Genomic DNA, 15,103 nt, shown 5'->3' with positions numbered 1-15,103 from the left:
AATATCTTTTAGTGTGCAGCCCACTGAATCGTGCTGATGTCGATTCCGTCTTTGTACATTTCCCAGAGCGGAGATAACTCACGCAACTTGGCAATCTTCTCTTTTACCAACTTGATGGTGAAGTCCACTTCTTCCTCAGTCGTAAAGCGACCCAAGGTAAAGCGAATGGAGCTATGCGCCAACTCATCGTTGCGACCCAAGGCACGCAATACATAAGAAGGCTCTAACGATGCTGAGGTACATGCTGAACCAGAAGAAATCGCCAAGTCTTTCAACGCCATCAACATAGACTCGCCTTCAACATAATTAAAGCTAATGTTGAGGTTATGCGGAACACGATCATCCATATCGCCGTTGACGTAGACTTCTTCAATATCTTTCAAGCCATTGAGTAGGCGGTCACGTAGTCCGCGAATACGCTTATTCTCTTCGATCATCTCAACACGAGCAATGCGGAAAGCCTCACCCATACCTACGATCTGGTGAACTGCAAGAGTTCCAGAACGCATACCGCGCTCATGGCCACCGCCATGAATCTGTGCCTCAATACGAATACGTGGCTTACGACGCACAAACAAAGCGCCAATACCTTTAGGACCATAAGTCTTGTGTGCAGAAAAGCTCATCAAGTCCACTTTGATCTTCTCTAAATCAATATCCACTTTGCCAGTTGCTTGCGCTGCATCCACATGAAAAATCACACCACGCGAACGGCACAACTCACCAATGGCAGGAATATCTTGCACAACACCGATTTCATTATTGACATACATCACCGAAGCCAAAATCGTACCCGGCTTCATTGCAACTTCAAGCTGTGCAAAATCAATCAGGCCATTAGGCAAAACATCTAAATAAGTCACTTCAAAACCTTCGCGCTCAAGCTCACGACAAGTATCTAAAGTTGCCTTGTGCTCGGTCTTAACGGTGATGATGTGATTACCGCGATCTTTGTAAAAATGTGCTGCGCCTTTTAATGCCAGGTTAATACTTTCAGTAGCACCGCTAGTAAACACAATCTCTCTTGGATCAGCATGTACTAATTGAGCAACCTCTGAACGCGCCCACTCAACCGCTTCTTCTGCAGCCCAACCATAAGCATGACTACGAGAGGCGGCGTTTCCAAACTGCTCGCGCAAATAAGGCAACATTTTGTCAACCACGCGCGGATCAATCGGCGTTGTAGCTGAATAGTCCATATACACCGGGAAGTGCTTAGGACTAAACATTGGAACCGGTTGCTTTGGAAGGTCTTGTGGTGCGTTCATGGTTTATTTATCGGTAGGTAATACGTTATTAACTTTGGCGCGCCAAATTGAATACAGAATTCACTAATGGCGCTTTAGGCGCTACTTCTTTTTTAGCTGCAAGTGCTGTAGCAGGCTTATCCGCTTTAGTACTTTCAACTTTAATTTTCTTTTGACGCATATCTTGAATCACAATGCCGCGCCCTTCTTGCTGATGAACCAAATCTTTTAAGCTCACCGAACTCAGGTACTCAACCATTTTTGAATTGAGATTACTCCAGAGATCATGCGTCATACAACGGCCATGATTTTCTTCATCGGTATGACAGTTGCCCTTACCGCCACATTGAGTTGCATCGAGAGGTTCATCGACGGCAACAATAATGTCAGCCACACTCACCTCAGAGGACGGACGTGCCAAGGTGTAACCACCACCAGGACCACGAGTACTCTCCACGATATTGAAACGGCGTAATTTGCCGAACAATTGCTCGAGATAAGAAAGGGATATTTTTTGTCTTTGGCTAATTCCGGCCAAAGTTACGGGGCCATGCGTTTCACGCAGGGCTAAATCAATCATTGCGGTTACTGCAAAACGACCTTTGGTTGTAAGTCTCATATGTCACCTTGGTAATGGATTGTTATGGACAGCTAACAGTCGGGCGGGTAATACCCGACCATTCCACTCAACTTTACCATATTCCCCATCAAATTGCTCGGGAATTATCCCAAAAAACCTCAATACAAGCCAGGAATTAGCCAATCAATTGTTAGACAGAGTCCCTAGACCTAGCCCCAAAAGCCATTTCTTTAACCTTAGTGAGCCTATCCCTAGTATTGGCAGCCTTTTCAAACTCCAAGTTTTTGGCCTCAGCGTTCATTTGCTTCTCTAGGCGCTTAATTTCAGCCGCCAAGTCCTTCTCGCCCATATCTTCATAGTGGGCCCGCTCCTGCTCAACCTGCATCTCCTGACGCTTCTCTTTAACGTCATAGACACCATCAATAATGTCCTTAATGCGCTTTTTGACCCCTTTAGGCTCAATTCCATGAAGCTTATTGAAGGCAATTTGCTTGGTTCGCCGTCTTTCAGTCTCGCCCATTGCGCACTTCATAGAGTCGGTAATGCGATCAGCATACAAAATGGCTTTGCCCCGAACGTTACGAGCGGCACGGCCAATGGTTTGAATCAAACTGCGTTCTGAACGTAAAAAGCCTTCTTTATCGGCATCCAAAATGGCTACTAGAGAAACTTCAGGAATATCCAAGCCCTCGCGTAATAAATTAATGCCGACCAACACGTCGAAGACACCCAAACGTAAGTCACGCAATATTTCTACACGCTCAACCGTATCGATATCAGAGTGAACATAACGTACCTTCACACCGTTATCGGAAAGATAGTCTGTTAATTGCTCCGCCATCCGTTTAGTCAACACAGTCACCAGAACTCGCTCATGCACTTTGACGCGTGCATGAATTTGATCTAACAAATCATCGACCTGGGTGCTTGCTGGCAACACTTCAATTTCTGGATCAACTAAACCGGTTGGTCTAGCTACTTGCTCGACAACTTGTCCTTGATGTGTTTTCTCATAATCAGCCGGTGTTGCAGAAACGAAAATGGTTTGACGCATTTTGGTTTCAAACTCAGTAAATTTCAGTGGGCGGTTATCCATTGCTGAAGGCAAACGGAAGCCAAATTCCACCAAAGTGTGTTTACGAGATTTATCCCCGTTATACATCGCATTCAACTGACCAATCAGAACATGACTCTCATCTAGGAACATCAAGGCGTCGTTAGGCAAATAGTCTACTAGTGTTGGTGGGGCATCCCCTGGAGCGGCGCCGGAAAGGTGGCGCGAGTAGTTCTCAATACCCTTGCAGAAGCCCAACTCATTCAGCATCTCTAAATCAAATCGCGTTCGTTGCTCGAGGCGTTGCGCCTCAACCAGTTTTCCATCCTTCACAAACTCATCTAAGCGAGTACGCAATTCTGTTTTGATGGTTTCGATTGCTTTCAAAACAGTATCACGAGGTGTGACGTAATGTGAGCTTGGGTACACAGTAAAGCGTGGAATCTTTTGACGAATCTTGCCAGTGAGAGGATCGAAGAATTGCAAACTCTCCACGACATCATCAAACAACTCCACCCGAACTGCTAACTCATTATGTTCGGCCGGGAAAATATCAATGGTGTCACCACGCACTCGAAATACACCGCGCTTGAAATCCGTTTCGTTGCGATCGTATTGCATCGCAATGAGGCGCATCAAAATATCACGCTGACTCATCTTGTCACCGGGACGTAATGTCATCACCATACTGTGATAGTCGCCAGGATTACCAATGCCGTAAATTGCAGATACGGTCGCAACAATAATGACGTCTCGACGCTCTAACAAACTCTTGGTTGCCGACAAACGCATCTGTTCGATGTGCTCGTTAATAGAGGAATCTTTTTCGATAAAAAGGTCGCGCTGAGGTACATAAGCCTCTGGCTGGTAGTAATCGTAGTAGCTGACGAAGTACTCAACAGCGTTTCTCGGAAAAAACTCTCTAAATTCACTATAAAGCTGGGCAGCTAGGGTCTTATTCGGGGCAAAAATGATGGCAGGACGGCCTGTTCTAGCAATGACATTAGCCATCGTGAAGGTCTTTCCAGAGCCAGTAACCCCTAAAAGCGTCTGGAAGGTCAATCCATCCTGAATACCCTCAACCAGGGCATCAATGGCCTGGGGTTGGTCCCCAGCAGGAGGAAATGGCTGATAGAGCTGATAAGGGGAGTCCGGGAAGGATACAAACTTGGCCGGATCCAGGTCGTGGCCCGCCTCACCCAAGGGATCTGCCGCAGGGGTTTTTTGCAATTCTTTTACTTCGGCTTTTGGACCAGTTTTGGGCAACTTAGGGGGCATCTCGGCTATCATTTCACCTGTGAGAGTTCTTCACAGCGAATTTTGTACAAACAATGATTTTGCCGTTTTTCTTAGGAAATAGTTGATTCTGACTTCAAAAACCGACAATTAAACTGAATTTAACGGCAGCGACAAACAAAACCACCCTTAATTACCCCCTAACTACCACTTTCGACCTCAAATGACCCTGTTTGCCTCAGTCCAGCTAGCCCCTAAAGATCCTATTTTTGGCCTCACAGAAGCCTACGTTGCAGACCAGCGCGCTGACAAAGTGAATTTAGGTGTTGGCGTGTATTACACAGACGAAGGCAAAGTGCCACTTCTTAAGGCCGTGATTAAAGCTGAGGAAGCGATTGTTGCAAAGCACTCACCACGTAGCTACATTCCAATTGAAGGTCCAAACCCCTACAACAGTGCAGTGCAAAATTTATTGTTTGGTGCTGACTCTGCGCTCATTAAAGATGGTCGCGTTGTAACTGCTGAGTGTCTCGGTGGTACCGGTGCATTGCGCGTTGGCGCAGATTTCATCAAGCGCTTGAACCTCAATGCACCATGCGCGATTAGTAACCCAACCTGGGAAAACCATCGCGGCATTTTTGAATCTGCTGGCTTTGATGTCGTTGAGTACACCTATTTCGACGGCAAAACTCGTGGCGTAGATTTTGACGGCATGGTGAAGTCTTTAGAGTCTTTCCCAAAGAACACTACCGTGTTGTTGCACGCTTGTTGCCACAACCCAACCGGTGCAGATATTACTGAAGCGCAATGGCGCCAAGTGATTGACATCTGCAAGAACAAAGGCCTCATCCCCTTCTTGGATATGGCCTACCAAGGCTTTGCTGATGGGATTGAGAAAGACGGTATTGCAGTTCGTCTCTTTGCTGACTCGGGCATGTCTTTCTTTGTATCAAGCTCTTTCTCTAAATCATTCTCCCTCTATGGTGAGCGTGTTGGTGCATTATCCATCGTGACCCAAAGCAAAGATGAATCTACTCGCGTACTTTCACAATTGAAGCGCGTCATTCGCACAAACTATTCCAATCCTCCGACTCACGGCGCTGCTATTGCTGCTGCCGTTTTGAATTCACCAGAATTACGTAAGCTCTGGGAAGATGAGCTGGCAGAAATGCGTGACCGTATTAAAGCAATGCGTCATGGCTTGGTTGAAAAACTCGCTGCCGCTGGAGTAAAGCAAGATTTTGCTTTTATCGAGAAGCAGCGTGGCATGTTTTCTTACTCAGGCTTAACGGCTGAGCAAGTTGATCGCTTACAGAAAGAGGATGGCATTTATGCTCTCTCGACTGGACGCATTTGTGTTGCAGCCCTCAATACCAAAAACATTGATAAAGTGGCTAAAGCAATTGCCCGCGTATTGGCGTAATAAGCGGATACACTGAATTACCGGAGGTACCATGCTATATCAGTTACATGAGTTTCAAAAAGCCTTACTTCAACCAGTTAGTTCTTGGGCACGCGCTGCTTCAGAAGCTTTTATCAATGCCTCAAATCCCGCCTCCAAGGTTCCGGGATCGGATCGATTGGCTGCTAGTTATGAACTCCTCTATCGCTTAGGTAAGAACTACAAGAAGCCAGAGTTTGGTATTCGCTCAGTCACGGCGCATGGCAAAGAAGTTGCCATTCATGAAAGAACTGCAGTTGCAAAGCCATTTTGTAACTTAGTCCGCTTTAAGCGCTTTTCCGATGATGTTGAGGTCATCAAGAAACTCAAAGAAGATCCAACAGTATTAGTGGTGGCTCCATTATCTGGACACCACTCCACCTTACTACGTGACACAGTACGTACCCTCTTGCAAGACCATAAGGTTTACATCACCGATTGGATCGATGCTCGTTTAGTACCGGTAGAAGATGGTGAATTTGGTCTTGATGACTATGTTCATTACGTACAAGAATTCATTCGCACTATTGGCGCTAAAGATTTACATGTGATCTCTGTTTGCCAACCTACCGTTCCAACTTTGGGCGCAATCTCATTAATGGCCTCTGCCGGCGAAGCAACGCCAGCCTCTATGATCATGATGGGCGGCCCAATTGATGCACGCAAGTCACCGACTGCAGTAAATAACCTTGCAGATCAAAAATCATTCGAGTGGTTCGAGAGCCATGTAATTTATAGCGTTCCGCCTAACTATCCAGGCGCTGGCCGTAAAGTTTACCCAGGCTTCTTACAACACACTGGCTTTATCGCCATGAACCCACAGAACCACTTGCAATCTCATTGGGATTACTTCCAAAACTTAGTTCGTGGCGACGAACAAGATGCTGAATCACATATTCGCTTTTACGACGAGTACAACGCGGTATTGGATTTGGACTCTAAGTTCTATTTAGACACCATCAAGACTGTTTTCCAAGACTACTCACTGCCAAACGGCACCTGGGAAGTTGCCGGCGAACTCGTGAAGCCGCAAGATATTAAAAAGACTGCTCTACTCACCATTGAAGGTGAGCTTGACGACATCTCTGGAAGCGGTCAAACACGCTCAGCACATGGTCTATGCTCTGGCATTCCAAAAGGTAATAAAGACCACTACGAAGTTGCGGGTGCTGGTCACTACGGCATTTTCGCTGGTCGTCGTTGGCGTGAGAAAGTTTATCCAAAGATTAAGACGTTCATTCGTGAGCACCAGAATACGAAGAAAACTGCTACACGGACTACCAAGTCTGCATAAATTAAGGGCTCTTCGGGGCCTTTAATTTTAAGAAGAATGCGAAAAGCAATTTCCATGAGCCTAGCAAATAACCTCATTGATCAACTTGAGGATATTCTTCCGCAAACCCAATGCACTAAATGCGGCTATCCAGATTGCCGTGGATACGCAGAGGCAATGGCCTCTGGTGATGCGCTACCAAATCGCTGCCCACCTGGTGGGGTTGAGGGTATTGAGCGCCTAAGTAAGGCTTTGATACCCATCTACCCCCAAGATGCCTTTGAGCTTCATCCCACTATCGATCCAGAGTGTGGCGTAGAACGCCCCAGGCCAGTAGCGTTTATTGATCCACAGAAATGTATTGGCTGCACACTCTGCATTCAGGCATGTCCTGTCGATGCAATTGTTGGCGCCTCTAAACAAATGCATGTGGTTCTGACTAAGTGGTGCACTGGTTGTGACCTATGTATTCCGCCATGCCCAGTAGATTGCATCAGCATGATTGATGTCACTGAAAATAAAACTGGCTGGGATGCCTGGTCTCAAGACTTGGCAGACATCTCCCGCCAACGTTATCACGATCGTGAAAAACGACTCGATAGAGAGCAAAAAGATAATGATGATCGCTTAGCCAAAAAGGCTGCAACTAAATTAGCTGCGGTCAATGCTGAAAGCCCATCTTCTGCAGATGAACTTCAAGAACAAGAGCGCAAACGCGCCATCATTGCAGCAGCCATTGCACGAGCCCAGCAAAAGAAATGATGAATCTAGAAAAGCGTCGTGCTTTTTTTGAGCAGCTCAAAGCCAATAATCCCAAGCCAGAAACTGAGCTGGAATATAGCTCCCCATTTGAGTTATTAATTGCAGTATTGCTATCAGCACAAGCAACCGATGTCTCAGTTAATAAGGGAACACGCAAACTCTATAAAGTTGCCAATACCCCGCAAGCCCTATTAGACCTTGGTGAGGAAGGTGTGAGACCCTATATTCAGCATATTGGCTTATTTAATTCCAAAGGCAAGCATATACAGGAAACATGTCGGCTTCTGCTTGAGAAGCATGGCGGAGAAGTGCCGCAGACTCGCGAAGAATTAGAAGCTCTACCCGGCGTAGGCAGAAAAACAGCCAACGTCATTCTGAATACTGCCTTTGGACAAATCGCCATGGCTGTTGATACTCACATCTTTAGAGTCTCCAATCGGACTGGCCTAGCACCCGGCAAAGATGTAGTGAAAGTGGAAGAGCAATTACTCAAGCGCGTGCCAAAAGAATATCTGCTAGATGCCCATCACTGGCTTATTCTGCATGGTCGATATACCTGCAAGGCGCGCAACCCAGATTGTGCGCAATGCATAGTAGAGCCACTATGCGGCTTTAAACAAAAAACTAGCAAAGGAAAAGTTCGTGGCGATATTTAATCCAACCCGTGAAGAAGTGCGGCGCTTTTTCTGTGACGCCTGGAAAAAGAAGACCGAGAATCATATTCTCGATCCAATGGAGACGTTGGCCAGTGATTGGATGGTTGAGCATCCCGAATACCACGACTTACTCAAAGATCCAGAGGGCGCTCTAGCTCAGGACTACACACCAGAGCGGGGAGAAACGAATCCATTCCTGCATCTATCAATGCATCTCTCCATTAGCGAGCAGATCTCAATCAATCAGCCGCCCGGCATTAAAGAGATCGCAGATAAGCTCTCTCTGAAGTTAGGCTCAATGCATGAAGCACAACACGTGATGATGGAATGCCTAGGGCAAGTGATGTGGGAAGCGCAGCGTGAAGGGCAGCCACTTAATCCAGAGAGGTATCTGGAGGCTTTGAAAAAGTTGGCCTAATTATTACAAAACCAGTCTTTGATCCTAGACACATTAATTCAGCCGATCAAAGCTCGCTAAGATACCTTCCCATTAGAACGATTTGCGAAGTCTTAAGCTGCCCTGATAAAACGAATAAGCGCTAGAAAACTCTGTAGAAATTGCTGCCGATAAGCTTAAATCTTTTTGCAACTCATAATTAGCGGAGGAAATTTCAATCACGGTAGCACGTGCGTTGGTCAAGGCTATCGGCAATCCGAACTGGTAGCTCGGACTTGATTGAGTTGACATATTCATAGTTGTAGATTTTCCAAAGTCATACTTATAGCCTACGGATATTGCCCCAAGACTGACCTTATTAGATGAATCCATGAGCGAGTATCTCAAACCAAGTGTAGTAGGTATGGAAACATAATTCATCGATGATGTATTGAGTCCAGCACTTGGATTACTGCCTGAACCACTTACAGACTCATTCATACCTTTGTAGGCATAGTTAGTCACTGCAACATTTAAAAAACCATCAAGATTTGGTAAGGCGGCCGCTAACGGAAGTGATCCCATGACATTAACTCCATAGGTATTGACGTTAGTATTTCCGGTAGCAGATTGGATGTTTGAAGATGTGCCAGAAACGGTACCCTGACTAAGATTCTGTCGAGTGCTGTTGTAGTTATAGTTACCAAAGAGCAATGTGCCAACAAATTTGGCTGTTTCGATCTGTAGCTTTTTAAACAGCCCAATACTCAAACCAAGGCCGTTACCACTTCCATCTGAACCAGCTGAATAATTAGCTGACGTCACATTCGCCAAAACTCCAGCAGGCTCATCCTTGCTACCAAAAATATTACCCGAGAGATTTAATCCCCAAAAAGAAATATTTTGTCTAGCCCCTGAGGATTGCCCGAGTTGATCTACCGAACCACCCTGGTAGTAGAAAGAGGACTTGATAGTTGCATCACCTTCAGCATCAATCATCGAAGTCGCATCTCGAATACTCGCTTCGTTAGCCCGAATGGTTGAGTTCAGCGGGCCCGCCATCAGGCCTGCAGGTACCTGACTCGAGGCGCCAGGAGCATATGTGTAGAAACCTGGTGAAACCTGCGTTGCTGATGCTTGACCAGTGGATGCTACATAAGTTCCCGGTAGCGCTGGCGTAGCAGATGTTGCACCTGTATTGGCAACAAAGTATCCGGCAGGAGCTGGAGTGGCTGAAGAAGATCCAGAATTAGCCACATAGGAGCCGATGGGCGCCGGAAGGGCGGCTGTAGCCCCCTGTATTGGAACGTAATAACCAGGACTCGCCACTAGAGCGGAAGACTGTCCAGGATTCGGCTGATAGAAACCGGGCGCAGCCAAGGTGGCGGCAGTTGATCCAGTAAAATTTACATAGGACCCAGGAGATGCATCAATACAGCCACCGGGGGCGCTATCTAGACCAGTGGAGCTATAAGTACCGACGCCGCAGGATAAAGCAGCCATGGCTCCACTTGAGGCAGACATTGCAACAAGAAAGAGGCTGAGCGAGGAAGATTTAGACGATTTCATAGGGTTAGCAGTAAATTAATAGAATGAGCGCCCAAACATTAAACCAACTACTTTCAGAAGCCTCTGAGTGCTATCGACTTAATTTAACAGAAAAGGCCGAAAGTCTCTATAGAGCAGCGCTACAGATAAACCCCAATCAAGCAGGCGCCTTATTTAACCTAGGAACACTTTTATTGCGAAGGGCTGATCTCCAAGGCGATCAACTTGTTAAAGACTCTTTTCGGCAAGATTTAGCGAACGAAATAGATCAAAAAAAAGCTGTTGAGCTTGTAATACAAATACATCTTTCAAATACATATAAAAAGCATGCTCAGAAATGGCTGAGATATGCTGAGCTTAATCAGCTAACATTCCCAACTTTAAGTGAGCTCAAGAGACAAATTGAGATCCCAGCCCATTTAGAAAAAATAATTTACATCCCTACGGAAAAGAAGTCATTAGAGCGATATCATCCGATCGAATCCTCTTCATATGTTTATGCAGTTGATGTTGTCGGTGGATGTAATTTACGTTGCCCAACCTGCCCTATTGGCAACCAAAAAGAAATGCCGAAGGGGATCATGGGGCCAGAATTATTCTCCAAAATACTCAAAAAAATATGCGAAGAAAATCCAGCTCATAAGCCAGATATTTGGCTTTTTAATTGGAGTGAACCCCTGCTTAACCAACATTTACCAGATTTCATCAAAGAAATTCGTAAGGCTAACTTAACTTCGTTCATTTCGAGTAATTTAAATATCTCAGATCGAATTGATGCAGTGATAGAGGCTAATCCCGATAGATTTAAGGTATCTATTTCTAGCCTACAGCAAGAGATATATGGGGTAACTCATGACCGTGGAGATATTCAAACAGTCATTCAGAATTTTGAGAAGTTGGCACAAGCAAGGGATAGCCACCAATCTACAACTGAAATATGGATTGGGCATCACCTTTATAAAAATACTATTAACGAGATGGATCAAATAAAAGCTCTTGCCAATCATTACGGTTTTGGCTATAGACCTTCATATGCAATCATGGCGCCAATTGAAAAGGCTCATGCCTTACTTAAGAGCATCAATGGAATTGAGTCAGACATTGAAGAACAGCTTTTCTTTCACCCGAAAACAATAGCTGAAAATATTAAATCGAGAAGATCGGGATCGATGGATTGCGAATTACGCTTTAATATGACTGCAATTAATTATGATGGGTCGATTTCGCTGTGTTGTGGTACCACTAAAAATCTATCAGATGAAATTGGCAAGAAAACCTATTTTTTAGAGAATAGCGCTTCTGAAATTGAGAGCTTGAAATACAAGCATTCTTTTTGCTCTACTTGTATGGAAAATAATCTGCACCTCACCATTCAGGATGTTTAGGTATGAAAATTGACATTCAGTCCGCCCGCAATATATTAAGGGCAAAAAACTTTTATTTAGCTGCCACTCAATATCAGGAGCTTATTTCTGCCGACCCGACTAATTACATTCTTTATCTTGAGCTTTCATCGGCGCTAATGGGTTTGCAAAAATTTGATGAGGCATTAGTAGTGGTAAAGCAGATAGAGCACATCGAATCAAGCTTCAAAGATGAAGTTCAACTACAAAAAGGCAACATTTATCTTGCTCAGGGTCGTTTTTTAGAATCTATTCAAATTCTGCAAGGCTTAATTCCAGGGCCCTGCGAAGATCGTGCCAGAACCCCTCTATCTGGAGCCTATATTGGTCTAGGCTTACCAAGCAAGGCCATAGCATTATTTCTTGATCTTGCCAGAGAGAAATTAAGTATTGGTGATGCCAATAACTTAGCAATCAGCCTTTGTGAGCGAATGGAAACACCTGAAGCGCTGGAAATATTGGGCGATCGCATTGTGATAAATAATTATGATCAGAGCACAATCTCGAACTTATTAATGCTATCCAATTACGAAGCTGAACCTGGAAAATATATTCAGATTGCCAAAGTAGGAATAAGGAAAATTTCTAAAAAAATCAGACCTCAAAAATTATCTCAATCAAAAAATAGTCTTCCAAAGATTGGTTTTGTTTCGGGAGACATGAATCAACATCCGGTTGGATGGTTTTCTCTTGGGCTCTTACGGGAATTAAGTAAAAATTACTCAATTTCAATTTACTATACAGGCCATAAAACAGATCAATTAACAAATGAACTTATTTCTATCGTCTCAGGATTTTCTTTTGTAGAAAGTTTAACGGATGGCGATTTAATTAATCAGATTCAGTCCGATAAGATAGATGTCTTAATTGATCTATCTGGTCATACAGCTAATAGCAGAATATCGATCTTTAACCAACGAATTGCACCTATACAGCTAAGTTATTTAGGCTACTTTGCATCAACCCATGCACTACAAATGGATGGGGTTATCTTTGATGAATGGCATTTGCATAATGTGTCGGATGATTTTTTTTCAGAGGCCATCTACAAATTACCCTGTTCACGTTTTTGCTATACGCCCCCACCTTATGTACCGCAACTTAATCCACTGCCCGCTATTGCAAACGGTAGCATCACATTTTGCAGCTTTAGCAGTACATCAAAAATTAATAATGAATGTATAGAGATGTGGTCAAAAACTTTAATGGCAATACCGCATTCTAGAATTCAATTAAGATGGAAAACCTTACGTGATCACCAACTCAGAAATCATATTAGAGAATTGTTTTTGTCTTATGGGGTTACCAATTCAAGAGTTGAGCTTTATGCGGACTGCGATCATGAGTCACTGTTCCACTTTTATAATGAGGCAGATATAGCATTAGATACATACCCATTTTCTGGAGCAACTACAAGTTGTGAGGCCCTTTGGATGGGTCTTCCCGTTATAACCAGAACCGGCATAACCCCAGCATCCAACCAATCAGCAAGCATCCTTCATGAAATTAATCTTGGTGAATGTGTTACAAACAGTATTGATGGGTTTGTAGAGCAAGCAAAAAGACTATCCAATGATCTGGACAAGCTATCACATTTGCGCACGACAATGAGAAAGCGGATTTCCAACAGCCCCTTAGGAGACCCTAAATTCTTTTCTGTGCATTTTTCTAAATTGATTGAAGATATTTACCTAAAATTAAAATAGAGTCTACGTTATTTGAATGACTTCGATTGACCCATTGATGAAGTCAACTCAATCCTCTTTCATATTGGCGCGCTTCACTATTGGCTCTAACCTTGCCTTTTCATCAGCCAAGAATTTAGCAAATGAAGCTCTTGTTCCAGGTGACGGCTCTATACCTTGAGGCGTTAGACGGCTTTGAACGGCGGCAGTCTTAAGGCCTGCATTAATTGCTTGATTCATTTTCTCCAAGATAGCATCAGGCGTTCCCTTAGGCGCAAAGACACCCGCCCAGTGACCAATGAATACTTCAGGATACCCCTGCTCTTTAGTTGTTGGAACATCAGGCAGAGCGGCAATTCTTTTATTCCAGGTGGAAGCAACTGCTTTTAATTTGCCGCCTTGGATTTGCGGAATTACTACAACGCTTGCCTCTGAGGTTGCGTCAACTTGATTAGAGATAACAGCCACCATTCCTTCGGAACCACTCTTATAGGGAATAATTTCATATTTACCGCCTGCTTTTACTTTCAACATCTCCGCTACGAAGTGTGGAGTACTCCCAGTACCAGCGGTCGAGAAGTTAAGCCCCTTGGGATCTTTGGCAAGAACAAGCAGATCCTTCATATTATTAATTTTTGAATCGGCTGAAACAACAATAATGGATGGGCTTATAGCGAGCATCCCAACGGGCACTAAATCGCCTTCCTTATATGGCATGGATGACTTAATCATTGGGTTAGTAATAATTCCACCAGCACTAACAAAGAAGGTGTACCCATCTGGCGCACTCTTTGCTACAAAATCTGCACCCAATACAGAACCAGCGCCTGGTTTATTTTCAACAATAATGGGTTGACCCAATTGCTTTGAGGCAGCTTCAGCAACCACCCTGGCAACAGTATCGTTAGCGCCGCCAGGACCAAACCCAACAACAAATTTAATGGGGTGATTAGGCCAAGGGTCAGCAGCAAACGCCGGTCCAAATGTGAAGCTTAAAAATGTAATTAATACGGCTTTGGTGAAAAACTTCATTTCTATTTTCCTTTTTATCCTACCAAGGCAAGGCCGGCAATACTGGCTTTAATCCAGCCCTTTGAATCGTTGCAACAGCTTTTGTTGAGGCTAAATACTCAATCAAGTCTTTTGATGCAGCGAGATTTTGTGTATCACTAGTAATGCCCGCAGAAAATAGCACTGTCTTTTGCGCCTCAGGCGGCAACTCACCAATAAACTCTACCCCAGGAATAGGAAGCAACTCACTCACTTGCTGAAAACCTAATTCCGCATCCCCTCTAGCTACAACAGAAGCGACTCGCTCGCTATAAATTTTTCTTGCAGTTTTATCCATCTGCTCTGCAATTCCCATTTTGGGGAAAAGTTCAGTTGATAAGTAAACGCCGCTAGCACTTGCTGAATATGCAACTGACTTTGCATTTAATAAAGCCAATTTCAATCCATTCATTGTGCTGATATCAGGCTTTGGTGCACCTGCCTTTACTACCGCACCCATTACCGAAGCAACCAAATCAACTCGCGTCCCAGATTGAAGATCTCCGCTCTTGATAAACCCCTCTAAAGCTGGTACAGCCAGGATTAATACATCAAACTGCTGACCTTTCGCTAATCTAGAAGGAATGGAGTCCGGTGCAGCGCCCATTGATGAGCCATAAGAAATAATGACTTTATTAGGAGATTGTTTTTCATACTCAGGGGCTAACTCCTTTAGAGCTTCAGCAAAGGCTCCAGAGGTAATCACCTGAATGTCAGCCGCATAAGAATGGTTAACTTGCAATACATTAGTTGCGAGCAATAAAAAAGTAAAAAATAGATTGCGCATTAAAT

General features: G+C 44.3%; 13 protein-coding genes. 7 read left to right on the top strand and 6 right to left on the bottom strand.

Features of this window, described 5'->3' with window-relative positions; genetic code table 11:
• Positions 1-8: 8 nt before the first annotated feature.
• The 3 genes from FD963_RS02555 to uvrB form a co-directional block, all read right to left on the bottom strand.
• Positions 9-1,268 carry an IscS subfamily cysteine desulfurase gene (locus FD963_RS02555; protein WP_371818482.1) on the bottom strand — a complete coding sequence of 420 codons (1,260 nt, stop codon included), beginning with the start codon at positions 1,266-1,268 and terminating at the stop codon, positions 9-11.
• A gap of 28 nt (positions 1,269-1,296) precedes the next feature.
• Positions 1,297-1,866 carry a Fe-S cluster assembly transcription factor gene (locus FD963_RS02550; protein ID WP_215362803.1) on the bottom strand — a complete coding sequence of 190 codons (570 nt, stop codon included), beginning with the start codon at positions 1,864-1,866 and terminating at the stop codon, positions 1,297-1,299.
• A 151-nt stretch (positions 1,867-2,017) separates the two neighbouring features.
• Positions 2,018-4,171, bottom strand: a complete 2,154-nt coding sequence (gene uvrB / locus FD963_RS02545) for an excinuclease ABC subunit UvrB (protein ID WP_251367270.1) — start codon at positions 4,169-4,171, stop codon at positions 2,018-2,020.
• A 169-nt stretch (positions 4,172-4,340) separates the two neighbouring features.
• Between uvrB and FD963_RS02540 the strand changes: the two genes are divergently transcribed.
• From FD963_RS02540 to FD963_RS02520, 5 genes are read left to right on the top strand one after another with little or no spacing between them, the layout of a single operon-like run.
• Entirely contained in the window at positions 4,341-5,540 is a 1,200-nt protein-coding gene (locus FD963_RS02540) for an amino acid aminotransferase (RefSeq protein ID WP_072583086.1), read from the top strand.
• Between the two features lie 31 nt (positions 5,541-5,571).
• Positions 5,572-6,852, top strand: a complete 1,281-nt coding sequence (locus FD963_RS02535; RefSeq protein ID WP_215362802.1) for a polyhydroxyalkanoate depolymerase — start codon at positions 5,572-5,574, stop codon at positions 6,850-6,852.
• A 54-nt stretch (positions 6,853-6,906) separates the two neighbouring features.
• Positions 6,907-7,593 carry an electron transport complex subunit RsxB gene (gene rsxB, locus FD963_RS02530; protein ID WP_215362801.1) on the top strand — a complete coding sequence of 229 codons (687 nt, stop codon included), beginning with the start codon at positions 6,907-6,909 and terminating at the stop codon, positions 7,591-7,593.
• Entirely contained in the window at positions 7,593-8,249 is a 657-nt protein-coding gene (nth, locus tag FD963_RS02525; protein WP_215363793.1) for an endonuclease III, read from the top strand. Before rsxB ends, nth begins: the two co-directional genes overlap by 1 nt.
• Complete coding sequence (locus tag FD963_RS02520; RefSeq protein ID WP_215363795.1) at positions 8,242-8,667, top strand: DUF1841 family protein; 426 nt, start codon at positions 8,242-8,244, stop codon at positions 8,665-8,667. The genes nth and FD963_RS02520 overlap by 8 nt, the downstream gene beginning before the upstream one ends.
• A gap of 72 nt (positions 8,668-8,739) precedes the next feature.
• Here FD963_RS02520 and FD963_RS02515 read toward each other — a convergent pair whose 3' ends face one another.
• A complete protein-coding gene (locus tag FD963_RS02515) occupies positions 8,740-10,128 on the bottom strand; it encodes an autotransporter outer membrane beta-barrel domain-containing protein (RefSeq protein ID WP_215362800.1) in 1,389 nt (462 codons plus the stop codon).
• Between the two features lie 89 nt (positions 10,129-10,217).
• On the opposite strand from FD963_RS02515, the gene FD963_RS02510 reads away from it, so the two are divergent.
• Together FD963_RS02510 and FD963_RS02505 are read left to right on the top strand one after the other, a co-directional pair.
• The gene (locus FD963_RS02510) at positions 10,218-11,558 is read left to right on the top strand and encodes a radical SAM protein (RefSeq protein WP_215362799.1); all 1,341 of its coding nucleotides are present in this window, start codon (positions 10,218-10,220) and stop codon (positions 11,556-11,558) included.
• Between the two features lie 2 nt (positions 11,559-11,560).
• Positions 11,561-13,282: a hypothetical protein gene (locus FD963_RS02505; protein WP_215362798.1), complete on the top strand. Its 1,722-nt coding sequence runs from the start codon at positions 11,561-11,563 to the stop codon at positions 13,280-13,282.
• 48 nt (positions 13,283-13,330) lie between these two features.
• Here FD963_RS02505 and FD963_RS02500 read toward each other — a convergent pair whose 3' ends face one another.
• Positions 13,331-14,293 (bottom strand): tripartite tricarboxylate transporter substrate binding protein, encoded by a 963-nt coding sequence (locus FD963_RS02500; protein ID WP_215362797.1) that lies wholly within the window; start codon positions 14,291-14,293, stop codon positions 13,331-13,333.
• A 19-nt stretch (positions 14,294-14,312) separates the two neighbouring features.
• Positions 14,313-15,098 carry a substrate-binding domain-containing protein gene (locus FD963_RS02495; RefSeq protein WP_215362796.1) on the bottom strand — a complete coding sequence of 262 codons (786 nt, stop codon included), beginning with the start codon at positions 15,096-15,098 and terminating at the stop codon, positions 14,313-14,315.
• Positions 15,099-15,103 lie beyond the last annotated feature (5 nt).

It is taken from the genome of Polynucleobacter sp. JS-JIR-II-50, from assembly GCF_018687895.1.
Lineage (GTDB): Bacteria > Pseudomonadota > Gammaproteobacteria > Burkholderiales > Burkholderiaceae > Polynucleobacter.
The sequence above is the reverse complement of the archived record's forward strand: the minus strand, read 5'-3'. Positions and strand labels throughout refer to the sequence as shown.

Bases quoted from the DNA above. Each gene is read 5' to 3' on its own strand.
- FD963_RS02535 (WP_215362802.1), top strand. From the start codon at position 5,572: ATGCTATATCAGTTACATGAGTTTCAAAAAGCCTTACTTCAACCAGTT.
- FD963_RS02515 (WP_215362800.1), bottom strand. From the start codon at position 10,128: ATGGCTGCTTTATCCTGCGGCGTCGGTACTTATAGCTCCACTGGTCTA.
- uvrB (WP_251367270.1), bottom strand. From the start codon at position 4,171: ATGATAGCCGAGATGCCCCCTAAGTTGCCCAAAACTGGTCCAAAAGCC.
- FD963_RS02505 (WP_215362798.1), top strand. From the start codon at position 11,561: ATGAAAATTGACATTCAGTCCGCCCGCAATATATTAAGGGCAAAAAAC.
- FD963_RS02540 (WP_072583086.1), top strand. From the start codon at position 4,341: ATGACCCTGTTTGCCTCAGTCCAGCTAGCCCCTAAAGATCCTATTTTT.
- FD963_RS02495 (WP_215362796.1), bottom strand. From the start codon at position 15,098: ATGCGCAATCTATTTTTTACTTTTTTATTGCTCGCAACTAATGTATTG.
- FD963_RS02555 (WP_371818482.1), bottom strand. From the start codon at position 1,268: ATGAACGCACCACAAGACCTTCCAAAGCAACCGGTTCCAATGTTTAGT.
- rsxB (WP_215362801.1), top strand. From the start codon at position 6,907: ATGAGCCTAGCAAATAACCTCATTGATCAACTTGAGGATATTCTTCCG.
- FD963_RS02510 (WP_215362799.1), top strand. From the start codon at position 10,218: ATGAGCGCCCAAACATTAAACCAACTACTTTCAGAAGCCTCTGAGTGC.
- FD963_RS02550 (WP_215362803.1), bottom strand. From the start codon at position 1,866: ATGAGACTTACAACCAAAGGTCGTTTTGCAGTAACCGCAATGATTGAT.
- nth (WP_215363793.1), top strand. From the start codon at position 7,593: ATGAATCTAGAAAAGCGTCGTGCTTTTTTTGAGCAGCTCAAAGCCAAT.
- FD963_RS02500 (WP_215362797.1), bottom strand. From the start codon at position 14,293: ATGAAGTTTTTCACCAAAGCCGTATTAATTACATTTTTAAGCTTCACA.